The sequence below is a fragment of the Halomonas sp. 25-S5 genome (genome assembly GCF_029889845.1).
Taxonomy (GTDB): Bacteria; Pseudomonadota; Gammaproteobacteria; order Pseudomonadales; family Halomonadaceae; genus Halomonas.
Window position 1 is genome coordinate 66534 of sequence record NZ_JARANV010000007.1, and the last position, 15709, is coordinate 82242.

Sequence of the window (15709 nt, forward strand, 5' to 3'; positions counted from 1 at the left end):
ATCAGCGGCCTCCTAGCAGGGTGGTAACACGCAGAGTGCGATCGTCGGGAATCTCTGCCTGAGACATGACGACGAGGTGGCGCAGGCGCCGTCGCAGGAAACGTGACAGAAGGGCCCGCAGGCCGTGCTGCACCACCAGGACCGGTGGCTCGCCACTTGCCTCATGGCGCTCAAGCGCTTTCTCGGCTTCGGTCATCAGGGTCTCGGCCAGCCCTGGCTCCAATGCGCCGTTACCGTTCATGGCCTGGGTCAGGATCTGCTCAAGCTGGCTTTCCAGGCCGATGACCTTGAGTTCCTCGCGACCAGCAAACCACTGCTGAGTGATACCTCTGCCCAGCGCGATCCGCACCATCGCCGTTAATTCGTTGGCATCCTGCTGCTGCGGGGCATGTTCGGCCAAGCAATCGAAGATGGTGCGCATGTCGCGGATCGAGACCTCCTCATCGAGCAGGTTCTGCAGCAAGCGCTGAAGCACGGTGAGAGAGATGGCCTTGGGCACCACGTCTTCCACCAGGCCCTGTTGCTCTTCGCTCAGCTTGTCGAGAAGCTTTTGTACCTCTGAACGGCCGAGCATCTCGGCGGCGTACCGGTGGAGCAGGTGATTGAGGTGGGTGGCAACCACCGTGCTGGCATCCACCACGGTATAGCCATAGACCTGTGCATGCTCACGCTGACCGGTATCCACCCAGACGGCCGGCAATCCGAAGGCCGGGTCCTGGGTCATCATGCCCTTGAGTTCGCCGGTCACCTGGCCCGGGTCGATAGCAAGCCACTGGCCCGGGAAGGCTTCGGCTCGACCGATTTCTGCGCTCTTGAGGGTCAGCAGGTAGGTGTTGGCTCCCAACTCAAGGTTGTCGCGGATGTGTACCACAGGAGGAAGAAAGCCGACCTCTTGAGCAAATTTCTTGCGTACGCTCTTGATCCGACCCAGTAACTCACCCTGTTGGCGGGCATCCACGAGGGGGATCAGTCGATGTCCGACTTCCAGACCTAAGGTGTCCACCAACTGGACGTCCTCCCAGCTGGCTTCCGGCGCTTCTGACCTCGGCTGAGGCTCGGTCGCGATCTCCTCCTCGACCAGGCGACGCTCCTTTTGGCGAAGTAGCCACCAGGCAAGCCCGCCCAACAATGCCGTGAAGATCAGGAACACCAGGTTGGGCATTCCCGGAACCAGTCCCAGTAGTCCCATGACCGCAGCCGCCAGGATCATGACCTGGGGGTTAACGAACAGCTGACTGATCATCTGCTGCCCGACGTCCTGGTCAGTGGTGACCCGTGAGACGGTCACGCCGGCAGCTGTGGAGATCACCAGAGCTGGAATCTGGGCGACCAGGCCGTCACCAATGGTCATCAGGGTGTAGGTCCGTGCCGCACTTCCGAAGTCCATGTCGTGCTGAAGCATCCCGATCAGTAGGCCACCAATCACATTGACTACCATGATCACCAGGCCGGCCATGGCGTCGCCACGCACGAACTTGCTGGCACCGTCCATGGAACCGTAGAAATCGGCCTCCTGAGCCACGTCGCTACGTCGTTGCCGTGCATCATCTTCGCCGATCAGTCCGGCATTGAGGTCGGCATCGATTGCCATCTGCTTGCCCGGCATGGCGTCGAGCATGAAACGGGCCCCGACTTCAGCGATGCGTCCGGCGCCTTTGGTGATAACCATGAAGTTGATGATCACCAGGATCAGGAATACCACCAGGCCCACCGCAAAGTTGCCGCCGAGGAGAAACTCGCCGAAGGCCTCGATGACCTTGCCCGCTGAGTCGCCGCCCTGATGCCCCTCCATCAGGATGACGCGGGTGGAAGCGACGTTCAGCGATAGTCTCAACAAGGTAGTGAACAGCAATACGGCCGGGAAGGCAGCGAAATCCAGTGGCTTCTGGGTGAACATGCTCACCAGTAGCACCATGACCGCCAGGGCAATATTGAACGTGAACAGCAGGTCCAGTGCGAAGGGCGGCAGTGGCAGGATCATCATGGAGAGGATCATGAGGATCAGCACGGGACCGGCCAGCAGTTTCATGGGCACATTGCCCATCCAGTCCCGTTGGCCCAGATAGTTATTCAAGGCCTTCATGAACGTGCCTCGTGAGAGTCGGTATCGCGCGCAGGGACCTCCATGGAGGCTGGTACCGGAAGGTTTTCAGGGGAGGGCGGCGCTTCGCCGCCTTCCTTGGCTGCACGTCTCAGCCCGAAGGCCCAAGCCAGGACCTCGGCCACAGCGGTATACAGGTCCACTGGAATCTCGGCATCGAGATCCACGTGGTGATAAAGGGCCCTCGCCAACGGTGGTGCTCCTAATCTTGGGATCCCGTGTTCCTCACCGACCTCGCGAATACGAGCAGCCACCGCATCAGCCCCCTTGGCGATGACCCGGGGCGCAGACATGCCGGTCTCCTGATACTGCAGAGCCACGGCGTAATGCGAGGGATTGGTAATGATCACATCAGCTTCCGGGACCTGGCTCATCATGCGACCGCGTGCCATCGCCTGTTGCTGTTGACGGATGCGAGCCTTCACCTGGGGATCCCCCTCGGATTCCTTGTGTTCGCGCTTCACTTCATCCTTGCTCATGCGCAGCTTCTTGGCATGGCTCCACAGTTGGTAAGGCACATCAATCAGAATGACGACCAGCAGTGTCAGGACCATCAGGCCGCTGGCCTGGGCCGCCATCCACATCGCCTTGGCCAGCGCTTGCTGAATCGGCTGATCCATCAGGGCCATGAACTCACCGCGGTTCAAGTAGAGAAACGTCACTGCCGCGCTGCCGACCAACACTGACTTGGCGATGGCCTTGGCCAGTTCCACCAGTGCCTGAACACCGAACAGGCGTTTCAGCCCCTTGAGAGGGTTCAGCTTCGATAGCTGTGGCTGGAGTGATTTGGCCGAGATCAGCCATCCCCCAAGCAGTGCCGGTGCGACCAGGGCCACGACCGTGAGCAACAGGAACAGGGGCAGAAGGGCATACAGTGTTCGCTGGCCGAGATTCAGGGCATGCGCAAGCATCGGGGTGGTTTCCAGCGCATGGCGTCGTTCGAACAGGAAGGCCTGTTCCATGACCAGCCCAAGCTGGTCATAGAGCATGCTGCCCATCGACCACAGGCCGACGACGCCTCCCAGCAACAACATGAAGGTGGCCAACTCCCGGGAACGGGCGACCTGGCCCTCCTCGCGCGACTTTTCCAGTCGTCGCGGGGTGGCCTCTTCCGTCTTTTCCTGGTCGCTATCTTGATCGGACATGGCCATTCACCGGGCGGTCGTGCAGACCTTGGCCATTCTGTCGAGGAAGGGGAAGGGGTGATGCGCCAAAAAGGGCCGGTAATCGCTGTCTTATCCGCGACTACCGGCATGATCAGGGCTGGAGGAGGGCGCGGGGTTAGAAGCCGAGCTGGTCCAGCAGATCGTCGACCTGGTCCTGGCCGGTGACGATGCTCTCGCCCTCCGGCTTGATCTGTGGGCCGTTCAACAGCCCCTCCTCACGGCGTCGTTCATCGGTTTGCCACTGGTTCGTGGCACGTTTCTGGAGGTCCTCGCGAGCCTTGCCCTGAGGCACGGTATCGATCAACACCTGCACTAGCTGATGCTCGATCTCGCGGATCATATCCATCATCTTCTTGATCACCTGGCCTGTCAGGTCTTGAAAGTCCTGCGCCATCATGATCTCGAGCAGCTCCTGGTTCGTCGCCTGGGTACGTTTCGGCACCTCGGCAAGATATTCCCGGGTGTCCTGGACCAGGTCGCGCGCGTCGTCCAGTTCCTTGGGTTCGGCAAACCACTCTGCCCAGCGCTTGTCCAGCGCGTTTGCCCGTTCACTGAGCTCATCCTGTAGCGGTTGGGCACGGTCGATGGCGTTGAGAGCACGCTCTGCTGCCTGCTCGGTCATGGTCGCCACATAACTGAGGCGGTCGCGGGCATCAGGTATAGCCTCTGCGGCCTTCTCGATCTCCTTGTCAAGTCCCAGCTCGCGCATGCTCTCACGCAGCATGCGTGTCAGCTGCCCGATGCGCTGTACCAGCTCGTCGCTGGACTCCTGGGGGAGATCCTGCGATGGCATCTCGTTGCTCATCATCATCGCTCCTTGGTGCCGGGACATTCCCGGAAGCCTTACATGCCCAGTTTGTCGAAAATCTTGTTGAGCTTTTCTTCCAGGGTGGCCGAGGTGAAGGGCTTGACGACATAGCCATTGGCACCTGCCTGGGCAGCCGCGATGATGTTCTCCTTCTTGGCCTCGGCAGTGACCATCAATACCGGAAGATCCTTGAGGGCGCTATCCGCGCGGATCTGCTTGAGCATCTCCAGTCCATCGAGGTTCGGCATGTTCCAGTCAGAGACCACGAACTCGAAACTGCCGCTGCTGAGCTTGTTCAGGGCGTCCTGGCCATCCTCGGCCTCTTCCACGTTGGTGAAGCCGAGCTCCTTCAACAGACTGCGCACGATGCGGCGCATGGTCGGGAAGTCATCTACCACCAGGATGCTCATGTCCTTGTTTGCCATCGGATATCCTCTTCAATCACGGTATTCAGGCGCCGGCACGCCAGTGCCGACATGACTCAGAACTCTTCCCACTCTTCTTTGGCTGCTGCCTGATGCACAGGACGACGGGATGCCGAGTGCATCGGGCGTGGGGCGGCATTCGCCGGATTGGCCCGGGGTGTAGTCGCCTCATGGAGCTGCTGGGCAGTATTCATGGCTCCCGTCAGCTTGAAGACAGCCACTGCCTGCTCCAGGCGGTTGGCTTGTTCTTCATTGTTCACCGGCTCGTGCCGCCTCCACCGAGGCATTCAATGCCAGGATGTTGGGCTGGAAAGCGATCGAGTCGATGACTCCGGTGATATCCGCGATCTTTTTCGAGCTGCCCGAGATGCCATGCATCGTCCTGACCACACGTTCCACCACCTCACCGCCTCGCTCGGCGGTGCTGGACGCATCAAGTGCCAGGCCACTGGCTTGGCGGGCGTTGTCGGCATTCTGCTTCACCGTGGTGGTGAGCTCTTCCATGCTCGAAGCCGTCTCTTCCAGGGAAGCCGCCTGTTGCTCGGTGCGCGAGGAAAGGTCGGCATTGCCGCTTGCGATCTCGCGACTGCCCACGTGGAGGGAGCCACTGCTGTCACGAACATCAGTGACGATGCGTGTCAGGTTCTGCTGCATGTCACGCATCGCCGCAAACAACTTGCTGATCTCATTACGTCCGTAAACACGGATCTCGCGGGAGAGGTCCGCTTTGGCAATGGCCTCCAGGGTTTCCACGGCCACCTGAAGGGGCGTAATGACGATTCTGCGCAGACCCATGTAGATCATGGCTACCATCAGCGTCACTATCACCAGGATGCCGATTTGTATGCGCTGGAACAGGGTGGACATCGCGTCGTAGTCGGCCAGCATCATCTCGCCGTGCTCATCGGCATAGCGAACGAACTCGGTGAGGGGCGACTCCTGGGTCTCTGCCGGCCCCACCATCTGTTCTCGCAGCACGTTGACCCGGTCGAGAGTCTCCAGGGTGTTGTTGGCCGAATGGCTGGCCACCTGCCCCATGATGGCCACCGCGGCGAGCAACACCACGAAGCAGGCAAGAACGGCCACCATGGCCGCGTGGATGCTGATACTGCGCAAGAGGCGTGTCATGCCAGCACTTCCTTCTACGTATGGACCAGGCGCATGACCCGGTGACGGTATTGGACTTGTTGTCTATACCCGTTGGGTTCGCCCCGAGGCTGCCGCCAAAGAAAGCAGACGAGGGGCGATTTCCTCCAGTGGCAGCACCTCTGCCGCCGCACCGAGTGCAACCGCCTCTCTCGGCATGCCATATACCACGCAACTGGTCTCGTCCTGCGCCAGGGTGGCCGACCCCGCTTGACGCATTTCCAGCAGGCCGGCCGCACCATCCTTGCCCATCCCGGTTAGGAGCACGCCGATGGCATTGCGTCCTGCCTGGGTGGCGGCGGAGTGGAACAGCACATCCACAGAGGGGCGGTGTCGGTTGACCGGCGGCCCGCCATCAAGGCGTGCGACATAGTTGGCGCCACTCCGTGCCAGCTCGAGATGAACGTCGCCGGGGGCGATGTAGGCATGGCCTGGCAGAAGGCGTTCGCCGTCTTCTGCCTCCTTGACGCTGATCTGGCAAAGGCGATCGAGACGCTCGGCAAAGGAACGGGTGAAGCCCCCCGGCATGTGTTGGGTAATCAAGATGGCTGGGCTGTTGGCCGGTAAAGGCTCCAGGACGTTACGGATCGCCTCTGTGCCACCGGTGGACGCCCCTATGATGATCAGCTTTTCGCTGGAGACCATGGGGGCCTTGAGTAGTCTGGGGCCTGGGCTATCCGGTCGTCTTGCCTGCCGCGGGCGTGATCGCGCAGCGGCCCGGAGCTTTTCGGTAATCTCCGTTGCGTACTCCATCATGCCGTGCCGGATGCCCAGTGATGGCTTCGCCACGAAATCCACGGCACCCAGTTCCAGGGCGCGCAGAGTTACCTCGGAGCCGGCCTGGGTCAGAGAGGAGACCATCAATACGGGCATGGGGCGCAGGCGCATCAGACGCTCGAGGAAGTCGAGGCCGTCCATGCGTGGCATCTCGACATCCAGTGTGAGCACATCCGGGTTGTGATGCTTGATCAGATCACGAGCCGCGATGGGGTCAGGGGCAACGGCCACAACTTCCATATCGGGCTGGGTATTAATGATTTCTGTCAGCAGGTCGCGTATCAGCGCCGAATCGTCGACACACAGCACCTTGATTCTGTTGGCGCTCAAGGGGTTGTCTCCTGTTGTCTTAACAGCCCGCGGGGAGACCGCTCAGGCCGGCCATGATCTCCCTATCGGCCAGAGGAGGTGAGACTTTAGTGATTCAGCGCGCAGACTTGCGTGTGTAGACGGTCTGGCCACGCAGTTGGAAGGCTTCGGTAATGTAGGAAAAGCTCTCTGAATGGCCAGCAAACAGCAGGCCATCAGGCTTGAGGAGCGGGGCAAATCTCTCAAGGATCCGTGACTGGGTTGTCTTGTCGAAGTAGATCATGGTGTTGCGGCAGAAGATCGCATCGAAGGGGCCGGCCACCGGCCACTGGGGAGCGAGCAGATTGAGTGACTGAAAGTCGACCATCTCCGCGACCTCCGGGCGAATACGTGCGAAGTCCTGATGGGGCCCCTTGCCGCGCTGGAAGAAGCGCTTGACCCTCGACTCTTCGAGCTTGTACACCTGCTCCAAGGGATAGATGCCTGCTCGAGCTCTGGTCAGGGCATCAGTATCGATGTCCGTCGCCACGACCTCGGCTTGACTGGCCCGTTGCCCCATGGCTTCCATCAGGGTCATGGCGATGGAGTAGGGCTCTTCTCCCGTCGATGCTGCGGCACACCAGATACGAACCCTGCCCGGGCGCGTGCGCACATGATCGGCCAGCAGGGGGAAATGGTGTGCTTCACGGAAGAAGGCCGTGAGATTGGTGGTCAGCGCGTTCGTGAATGCCTCCCATTCCCGGGCATCGGGCTGGCGCTCCAGTCGACCCAAATAATCGGCAAAGCGAGTCAGGCCATGATGGCGTAAGCGTTTTGCCAGCCGGCTATAGACCATCTCGCGCTTGTGCTCGGCGAGCACGATGCCTGATCGCTGGTAGATCAGCTGGCGGATTCTGGAGAAATCACTAGCGGTCAGCTCGAGATCTCGCTCGAGCCGACCATTTCCCCAGCTTTTCTCCTCCGCCGGCATGGTGACACCCCGATGATCGTTCAAAACTCCTCCCACTCCTCGACAGCCGTGGCCTGGCGGGCCCCGTCCTTGCGCTCAACTGGCGGGCTGGCCTCATGATGAGAGGATGAAGAGGGCTGCGATTTGGTGTCAGGGCGCTGAGGTCGTGCTCGGCGTTCGGCCAGGGAAGGGGCCTGTTCCACCCCCGCGCCGCGCAAACGGAAGGCTGAAATGGCATTTCCGAGTAAGCCGGCTTGCTGCTCGAGCTCGCTGGCAGCGCGGGCTGATGCCTGAACGCGTGAGGCGTTCTGCTGGGTTACCTGATCCATTTCCACCACTGCCTGGTTGATCTGGCCAATTCCGTTGCTTTGCTCCTCGGATGCGGCGGTGATCTCTCCCATGATGTCGTTGACGCGAGTGGACGCTTCCATGACCGCATTGATGGATGTCTCCGCCTTGCGTACCTGCTCGGCACCACCGTCGATCTGGCGAGCCGAGCCATCAATCAGCTCACGAATCTCGTTGGCAGCGTCGGCGCTGCGGCCGGCTAGCTTGCGGACCTCTCCGGCGACGACGGCAAAACCGCGACCTTGCTCGCCGGCCCGAGCCGCTTCGACCGACGCATTCAGCGCCAGTATGTTGGTCTGGAAGGCAATGGAATCGATGACATTGATGATTTCTGTCATCTTGCGAGAGCCTTGGGTGATCTGCCCCATGGTGTCCACGACCTGGTGCATCAGCTCGCCGGTCTCCTGGGTGCGTGCAGCATTTTCCGAGGCCAGTCCGCTGGCCTGTCGAGCATTGTCCGAGTTGTGTTGCACCGTCGTGGTCATCTCTTCCATGCTCGAGGCAGTCTGCTGGAGAGAGGCGGCCTGCTGTTCGGTGCGCGCAGAAAGATCTTCGTTGCCCGACGCGATGTCGCGAGCGGCAGGTGTCACAACACGGATCCCACTGTTGACGTCGCCAACGATGCTCCCGAGGCTCTTGCGCATGATATCGAGGGCTTCCAGTAGGCGGCCGAGCTCATCGCGCCGGCGTGATGGCGCGTCGGCGGCCAGGTTGCCCGAGGCGATTTGCAGAGTGAAGGCTTCTGCAGCACGCAGCGGGCGCAACATGGCGCGGAGGGTCAGGGCGCCAATCACGATCAGCACCAGCAGGCCGATGGCCAGCATGCCGGCTTGCACCATCAGCATCAGCTGTTGTTCTGCTCGGGCCTCACTCGCCAATGCTGCCGCGTCAGCCTGTTTGCCCTCGATCAGGTCATTGACCTCGGTGGAAAGGGTCGCGCCCATCGCCTGCATCTCCTCAATATGCGGAGGCAGGTTGGTGAACAAGTCGAAATTATCTTCGCTCTGAAGCAGGGTGATGGCTTGTGCTATGCCGGATTCCAGATAGTTTTGCAGCACGGTATCAAACGTATCGGCTTGCCCGCCCTGATTCGTCTCTCTGGCCCGGTAGGCGGTCCACAGAGCTTCCACGGATGTCTCTATCTCCTGCAGCTCCTCGGTGTGCTGGTCCTTGTTTTCCAGCAGCATGAACCGCTCACTCTGGGCGAGCGATTGGTGGGCCCGGGTAGCAAGTTGGTCGATCTGTTGTAGGCGGGCTACGTCTTGCAGGCCGTCTCGGTCCAGGGACTGCAGGCGCTCGCCGGACACCTGCAGACCGAAGAGCCCCATGGCGCCACTTGCCGAGAGCAACAGGCCGGCGACAACCACCATGGTCACTACCCGTGCTCGCAAGCTGCGCATATTGAGCTTTGACAAGCGGCCACCGAGACCGCGACGACGAAGTTGTCCGCGCTCGAGAGCGAAGCGGCTACCCTTGCCTTCACGAATGAGGGCATAGGCTTTCTCGGCTTTCTCGACGTCGAGAGGATTCGGTTTGACTCTGACCGATGCGTAGCCGACGACCTGATCGTCTTCGACAATGGGCGAGACGCTGGCTTCTACCCAGTAATGATCACCATTCTTGCGTCGATTCTTGACCAGGCCTTTCCAGCTCTCTCCGGCTTCCAGCGTGTCCCACAGGTTCTGGTAGGCTGCCTCAGGCATGTCCGGGTGGCGTACGAGGTTGTGGGGCGCGCCGAGCAGCTCATCGTGGCTGAAACCGCTGACTTCGATGAAGGCTGGATTGGCATAGGTGATGCGGCCCTTGAGGTCCGTGCGGGAGATCAGGAAGTGCTCGTCATGGAGCGGGTATTCCTGTTGTGTGACGGGCTGGTTGTTTCGCATGCGATGTCCTCTGCTAAGGCAACAGGCGAAGGCCTGGTGATTATTATGCTGTACCGCTGGCTATGGGCGGCTCCCAAAGGTCGATGCTAGAAGGACTCCCACTCATCGTCGCGACGGCTGTGTCCGTTATCGTGCCCCTCGCGGGTCGCCTGGCGAGCCGTGCTATTGGCTGACATCAACGCCGGCATCCAGCGAGCCAGGTCACGGCTTTCGTCTGCTTGTCGCGAGCTTTTTTCCGAGGTGTCGAGGTTGCCTTCACCGAGTTGGAAGCGGGTGACGGCTACCTTGAGCCGGCTGGCTTCCGCTTCTAGTTGGTTGGCGGCGCTGGCCGCCTGCTGGACAAGTTCAGCATTTTGCTGAGTGACCTGGTCCATCTGAGCGACGGCATCGTTGACCTGGCCGATCCCGTTGCTCTGTTCGGAGGACGCCGAGGCGATCTCGTCCATGATGTCGCTGACACGCTGCACGGCGGCAACGATTTCGGTCATGGTCCGCCCGGCACGGTCGACACGAGATGTCCCGGCATCCACTTGTTTGACAGATGTCTGGATCAGCGTGCGGATTTCGCTCGAGGCATTGGCACTGCGGCTGGCCAGGTTGCGGACTTCCTGGGCTACCACCGCAAACCCTCGGCCATGTTCGCCGGCTCTGGCGGCTTCGACAGAGGCGTTCAAGGCCAGGATGTTGGTCTGGAAGGCGATTGCATCGATGGTGCCGATAATCTCGGCGACTCGATGAGACCCTTGGCTGATCTCATGCATGGTCGTGACCACCTCGCTGACGACCTCACCGCCTTGCTGAGCTGTCCGTGTGGCGTCGGCGGCCAGCTGACTGGCTTGGCGGGCATTGTCCGCGTTCTGGTTCACGGTGGAAGAAAGCTCCTCCATGCTGGCGGCAGTCTCCTGCAGCGAGGACGCCTGCTGTTCGGTACGGGCAGATAGATCGTTATTTCCGTGCGCAATATGCTGAGTGCCAAGATAGATGGATTCGCTGCTGTCACGCACCGTGCTCACGGTGTTGGCAAGGCCGTGTTGCATCTCGTCCAGCGAGGCATAAAGTCGACCTATCTCATTGTCCCCGAGTTGTGGAATCTTCTGGTCCAGGTTGCCTTCTTTCATAGACTGGAAGTAGCTGACCAGTTCGCCCAACGGACGAACGACATTGGCCGTGACTCCCCACAAGACCACCATCACGGTGAGAATCGTGATCAGCAACGCCGCCAGGATGGCCAGCTGCATCCAGCGTGCAAAGTCAGCAAATGATGCCTCGAGAGCGGCACCATCTTCACCGGCATTCGGTGCGATCTGGGCAACAACGGCCTTACCTTCCTCCAAAGCGAAGAGGCCGAGGAGGCTGACGGCCAAGACCAGTACGGTGAAGGTCGCCAGCACCAGTAGCCAGCTGACCCGTACCGTCATGTTGTCGAGTATCCTCACGTTCCACTCCCTTTCTCAGGCGGCATGGTAGCCACCAGTGGTTGGCTGGCCTGACGTGTCAGGCCTCTGCCAATTCACGTCGTGGATGATGCGTCGCTTTCGGCGGCTCCTCGCTTTCACTCGAGACCACCAAGTGTTTGTTCGCTTGCGCACGCTGGCTGGCGATGGTGATGTTGAAACGCGCCACGTGATCGCGCAACTGGTAACTCTGCGCGATCAGACGTTGCGAAGCTCCGGTATGCTCTTCCACGAGGCCGGCATTTTTTTGGGTCATGCGATCCATCTGGGAAACCGCTTCGCTGACCTGCTCAATGCCGTGGCTTTGTTCTTCTGATGCCGAGGAGATTTCGCCGATCAACGTACTGAGCTGTTGGATATCGGTGACCATGGTCTCGATGATCTCTCCGGTCTCCTTGACCATTTGGGCCCCTTCGACGACCTTGCCGTCGGAGGTCTCGATCAGTGCCTTGATCTCCTGGGCGGCTTCTGAGCTTCGGCTGGCCAGCTTACGTACTTCCTCAGCCACCACGGCAAACCCGCGACCGTGTTCGCCAGCGCGGGCCGCCTCCACCGAGGCGTTGAGCGCCAGGATGTTGGTCTGGAAAGCAATGGAATCGATGGTGTCGACGATCGTGCTCATCTGGCCGGCACTCTCGTTGATACCGCTCATCGACGCCTCTACGCGCACCATGGACTCATGGCCACGGGCAGCGTTGGAGGCGGTCTCGCCGGACAGTTCGCGGGCCTTGCCGGAATGTTCCGCGTTTTGTTTCACGGTCGCGGTCAACTGTTCCATGCTGGAAGCGGTCTCTGCGAGTGATGCGGCCTGCTGCTCGGTCCGAGTCGCAAGTTCATCGTTGCCGGCGCCGATCTCTTCTACTACCCCATTGACTTCGTCGGCGCTACGATGGATATCGCCGATGGTGTCGGCCAGCGAGGCACGCATTCTCTCGATATCGAAGAGGAGACTTTCGCGATCGCTGTCTCGCAGGCGGATGGCGTGTGCCAGGTTACCCTCGGCGATATGCCGCACCATCTCGGCGGCGTAGTGCGGGTCGCCGCCCAGGCGACGTGTCACACCGCGAATGACTAGACCCATCAGCAGGGACACCGGGATGCCAATGCCAAGCAGCGCGAGCAGTGAACGAGTCAGGCCAGCCAGGAAGGCGGCGTCGATATCGTTGATGTATACCCCCGTACCCACATACCACCCCCACTGCTCGAACAGGGCATTGAGGGAAGACTTCTCGGCGAGAGCATCTTCCTCGGAGGCATGGGCCCAGAGATAGTCCACGACACCATCGTCTGTCTTCACGTCCTCGACGAACTCGCGGAACAGGTAGCGTCCTTCATCATTCTGGAAGTCCGCGACCGACGTGCCTACCGGCAGGCGTGGGTGGGCGAGAAGCTCATAATCGCCATTGAAGATGTAGATGTAGCCGCGGCCCTGGTCATAGGTCATTTCGCGAACGGTCGAGGCCGCCTGGTGCTGGGCTTCCTCGAGGGATAGTTCACCATTTTTGCTACGCTCGGCATGGTCTCGGATCACGTTCATGGCCATGTCGACATAGTCGCCCAGGGCATTGCGCCGTTCCTCAAGCATGGTCTGGCGGTTTTCCCACGCCCCCCAGCCGACCAACACCAGCATGGCTACCCAGATGATGCCGAGTGAGCCCCAGAGTTTCTTTGTCGTTGTCATCTGTCGCATCGTTTATCTCCCTACGTGGGCTGCCTTACGCACTGGTTCGCTCGACCAACGCCATTTCCTCGCTGGTGAGCAGCTTGTCGATGTCGACCAGTACGAGCATGCGGTCCTCGAGGCTACCCAGCCCGCTGAGGAAGTCGGATGACAGGGTGACGCCGAACTCGGGGGCCGGCTTGATTTGCTCGGGCGTGAGGGTCATGACATCGGAGACGCCATCGACCACGATGCCCACCACGCGATCAGCGACGTTAACCACGATCACCACGGTCTGACCGCCGTACTCGACCTTGTCGAGATGGAATTTAATGCGTAGATCGACGATGGGCACAATGATGCCGCGCAGGTTGGTCACGCCCTTGATGAACTCTGGCGCATTGGCGATGCGCGTGACGTTTTCGTAGCCTCGGATCTCCTGCACCTTGAGGATATCGATGGCGTACTCTTCCTCACCCAACGAGAACACCAGAAATTCACGGTTCTGGGCCTCGGATGCCGCGTAGTCTTCATGCCGAGATAGGCTGGTCATGATGGCTCTCCCTCCTTGCGGAAAAATGACTCGTAATCGGTGGAGGCGCGTTGTGGTCGTCTAGCCTCCTTCTTGGCACGGCTCAGGCGATGCAGATCGGCGATGTCCAGGATCAGGGCCACACTGCCGTCACCCAGAATGGTCGCGGCCGATACGCCTGGCACTTTGCGATAGTTGGTTTCCAGGTTTTTCACGACCACTTGCTGCTGACCGATCAGGTCATCTACCAGCAGGGCATAACGGCGCCCTTCACCCTGAACGATCACAGCGATGGTCTCGTTCAGCTCTGTCTTGGCGCCCTCCACATCCAGTGCCGCATGGACGGCTACCACGGGCAGATACTCATCGCGGACCTTGAGGACCACGTCATCGCCGGCCATGGCATACAGATCCTCACGAGAGGGCTGCAGGGATTCGAGCACGGTGGAAAGCGGCAGGATAAAGACTTCACCACCGACCTTGATCGACATGCCATCGAGGATGGCCAAGGTCAGTGGCAGAACGATTCGTGTGGTGGTGCCTTGTCCCTTGCGGGACATGATCTCGACGTGCCCTCCCATGCCCTGGATGTTGCGCTTGACCACATCCATGCCTACGCCACGCCCCGAGACGTCGCTGACTTCCTTGGCGGTGGAGAATCCGGGGGCAAAGATCAGCTGCCACACGTCATCGTCACTCATGGTGTTAGAGACTGGCAGGCCACTTTCGCGGGCCTTGGCGAGCAATCTGTCGCGGTCCAGGCCGGCACCGTCATCGATAACTTCGATGAGGATGTTGCCGCCCTGGTGCTGAGCGGACAGAGTCAAACGGCCGGTTCGTGGCTTGCCGGCCGCCTCGCGGGTGTCGGGATCCTCGATACCGTGATCAAGGCTGTTGCGTACCAGGTGGGTGAGGGGGTCGATGATGCGCTCTGTGAGACTCTTGTCGAGTTCAGTGGATTCACCCTCGGTAACGAGTTCGACATCCTTGTCGAGCTTGCCTGCCAGATCGCGCACCAGACGTGGATAGCGGCTGAAAACATAATCCATGGGGACCATGCGCACTGACATGACCGCCTCCTGGAGGTCCCGGGCATTGCGCTGCAACAGACTCATGCTGTTGAGAAGGCCACTATGCGTGACACCATCCAGCTCGCTGACGGTCTGGTCGAGCATCGACTGGGTAATGATCAGCTCTCCCACCAGGTTGATGATCTGGTCCACCTTGTCCACTGAGACGCGTATCGAGCTGGATTCGCCGCCCGCCTTGGCCTTCTTCGTCTTTGGCTTGCCACTCTCGCCTGGACTGACGGTGGATGTCTGGGCGGTGGGCCCGGTGGCTTTCTGCTGGACGGGGGAGGGCGTGAGGGCGTCCTTCTCCGGAGCTTCTTGTGCTTGTGTATCCCAGGAGCTGCTTTCCTGCTCGGCAGGACGGATCTGTAGCTGTTCGGGTTCGACGATGAAGCACATCACGGCTTCGATGTCGTCACGGCTGACGTTGGTGAGCAGCGTGACCTCGTAGCAGTTTTCATCGCCATGTTGGTCTTGCACAGTTCCCAGCTGTCCGAGCTCTTCCACCAGCAGGCCACGATCCTTCTCGCCGACGTTCAATAGGGCCACGGCCAGAACCTGTTCACCCATCTGGGGGTGAGCCGTATCGCTATCGGAGAAAGACTCGCGAGGCTGCGCTGGCTGTGGCGCCTCAGTGGGGGGCTCGCCAGCTCCGCCCGGCGTACCGCCTGCTGCCTCGAGCTCCTGACCGATCTCCTCGCGGGCCAGCTGTTGCAGGGTCTGGCAAATTCGCGTGAAAGCCTCCTGGTCGGGCTCTTCCTCGTTGCGGTAGGCATCCAGCTGGTCGTGCAGCATGTCCTTGGTTTCCAGAAAGGTGTCGACGATGTCCCGACGTAGGCTCAGTTCCCCGCGGCGTGTGTGATCCAGCAGGTTCTCGAAGAGGTGAGTGGTCTTCTGCAACACGTCAAAGCCAAAAGTGCCTGCGCCACCCTTGATGGAGTGAGCAGCGCGGAAGATTGCATTGAGCTGCTCCGCGTCTGGCTCCTCGAGGTCAATTTCGAGCAGGTGGCGCTCCATATCCGCTAGAAGCTCCTCTGCCTCCTCGAAAAAGGTGTCATAGAAATCGGTGATATCCATGCGC

At 60.4% G+C, this 15709-nt stretch carries 13 protein-coding genes; all 13 read right to left on the reverse strand.

Annotation, left to right across the window (positions count from 1 at the left end; all coding sequences use genetic code 11):
- Nucleotide 1: 1 nt before the first annotated feature.
- Entirely contained in the window at nt 2-2083 is a 2082-nt protein-coding gene (flhA, locus tag OP498_RS07190) for a flagellar biosynthesis protein FlhA (protein ID WP_280553062.1), read from the reverse strand.
- Nucleotides 2080-3246, reverse strand: coding sequence for a flagellar biosynthesis protein FlhB (gene flhB, locus OP498_RS07195; protein ID WP_280553063.1), 1167 nt, complete (start codon nt 3244-3246; stop codon nt 2080-2082). Before flhB ends, flhA begins: the two co-directional genes overlap by 4 nt.
- Before the next feature lie 136 nt (nt 3247-3382).
- Nucleotides 3383-4075 (reverse strand): protein phosphatase CheZ, encoded by a 693-nt coding sequence (gene cheZ / locus OP498_RS07200; RefSeq protein ID WP_280549469.1) that lies wholly within the window; start codon nt 4073-4075, stop codon nt 3383-3385.
- Between the two features lie 35 nt (nt 4076-4110).
- Nucleotides 4111-4500, reverse strand: a complete 390-nt coding sequence (gene cheY / locus OP498_RS07205; RefSeq protein WP_280549467.1) for a chemotaxis response regulator CheY — start codon at nt 4498-4500, stop codon at nt 4111-4113.
- Nucleotides 4501-4556: 56 nt separating this feature from the next.
- Entirely contained in the window at nt 4557-4760 is a 204-nt protein-coding gene (locus OP498_RS07210; RefSeq protein ID WP_280553065.1) for a hypothetical protein, read from the reverse strand.
- Complete coding sequence (locus OP498_RS07215) at nt 4750-5628, reverse strand: methyl-accepting chemotaxis protein (protein ID WP_348533476.1); 879 nt, start codon at nt 5626-5628, stop codon at nt 4750-4752. Before OP498_RS07215 ends, OP498_RS07210 begins: the two co-directional genes overlap by 11 nt.
- 63 nt (nt 5629-5691) lie before the next feature.
- Nucleotides 5692-6753, reverse strand: a complete 1062-nt coding sequence (locus OP498_RS07220) for a chemotaxis response regulator protein-glutamate methylesterase (protein ID WP_280553066.1) — start codon at nt 6751-6753, stop codon at nt 5692-5694.
- A gap of 94 nt (nt 6754-6847) precedes the next feature.
- The gene (locus tag OP498_RS07225) at nt 6848-7702 is read right to left on the reverse strand and encodes a CheR family methyltransferase (protein ID WP_280553131.1); all 855 of its coding nucleotides are present in this window, start codon (nt 7700-7702) and stop codon (nt 6848-6850) included.
- 20 nt (nt 7703-7722) lie between these two features.
- Nucleotides 7723-9912 carry a methyl-accepting chemotaxis protein gene (locus OP498_RS07230; protein WP_280553067.1) on the reverse strand — a complete coding sequence of 730 codons (2190 nt, stop codon included), beginning with the start codon at nt 9910-9912 and terminating at the stop codon, nt 7723-7725.
- An 86-nt stretch (nt 9913-9998) separates the two neighbouring features.
- Nucleotides 9999-11348, reverse strand: a complete 1350-nt coding sequence (locus tag OP498_RS07235; RefSeq protein ID WP_280553068.1) for a methyl-accepting chemotaxis protein — start codon at nt 11346-11348, stop codon at nt 9999-10001.
- 58 nt (nt 11349-11406) lie between these two features.
- The gene (locus tag OP498_RS07240) at nt 11407-13056 is read right to left on the reverse strand and encodes a methyl-accepting chemotaxis protein (RefSeq protein ID WP_280553070.1); all 1650 of its coding nucleotides are present in this window, start codon (nt 13054-13056) and stop codon (nt 11407-11409) included.
- A 25-nt stretch (nt 13057-13081) separates the two neighbouring features.
- Nucleotides 13082-13579 (reverse strand): chemotaxis protein CheW, encoded by a 498-nt coding sequence (gene cheW / locus OP498_RS07245; RefSeq protein ID WP_280549454.1) that lies wholly within the window; start codon nt 13577-13579, stop codon nt 13082-13084.
- On the reverse strand, nt 13576-15705 hold the full coding sequence (gene cheA, locus OP498_RS07250; RefSeq protein ID WP_280553071.1) for a chemotaxis protein CheA: 2130 nt from the start codon (nt 15703-15705) through the stop codon (nt 13576-13578). The genes cheW and cheA overlap by 4 nt, the downstream gene beginning before the upstream one ends.
- Nucleotides 15706-15709: the final 4 nt, after the last annotated feature.

Coding starts and splice junctions, on each gene's coding strand:
- cheA (WP_280553071.1), bottom strand. CDS start 15,705: ATGGATATCACCGATTTCTATGACACCTTTTTCGAGGAGGCAGAGGAG.
- OP498_RS07240 (WP_280553070.1), bottom strand. CDS start 13,056: ATGCGACAGATGACAACGACAAAGAAACTCTGGGGCTCACTCGGCATC.
- OP498_RS07215 (WP_348533476.1), bottom strand. CDS start 5,628: ATGACACGCCTCTTGCGCAGTATCAGCATCCACGCGGCCATGGTGGCC.
- OP498_RS07230 (WP_280553067.1), bottom strand. CDS start 9,912: ATGCGAAACAACCAGCCCGTCACACAACAGGAATACCCGCTCCATGAC.
- cheY (WP_280549467.1), bottom strand. CDS start 4,500: ATGGCAAACAAGGACATGAGCATCCTGGTGGTAGATGACTTCCCGACC.
- cheW (WP_280549454.1), bottom strand. CDS start 13,579: ATGACCAGCCTATCTCGGCATGAAGACTACGCGGCATCCGAGGCCCAG.
- OP498_RS07225 (WP_280553131.1), bottom strand. CDS start 7,702: ATGCCGGCGGAGGAGAAAAGCTGGGGAAATGGTCGGCTCGAGCGAGAT.
- flhB (WP_280553063.1), bottom strand. CDS start 3,246: ATGTCCGATCAAGATAGCGACCAGGAAAAGACGGAAGAGGCCACCCCG.
- flhA (WP_280553062.1), bottom strand. CDS start 2,083: ATGAAGGCCTTGAATAACTATCTGGGCCAACGGGACTGGATGGGCAAT.
- cheZ (WP_280549469.1), bottom strand. CDS start 4,075: ATGATGAGCAACGAGATGCCATCGCAGGATCTCCCCCAGGAGTCCAGC.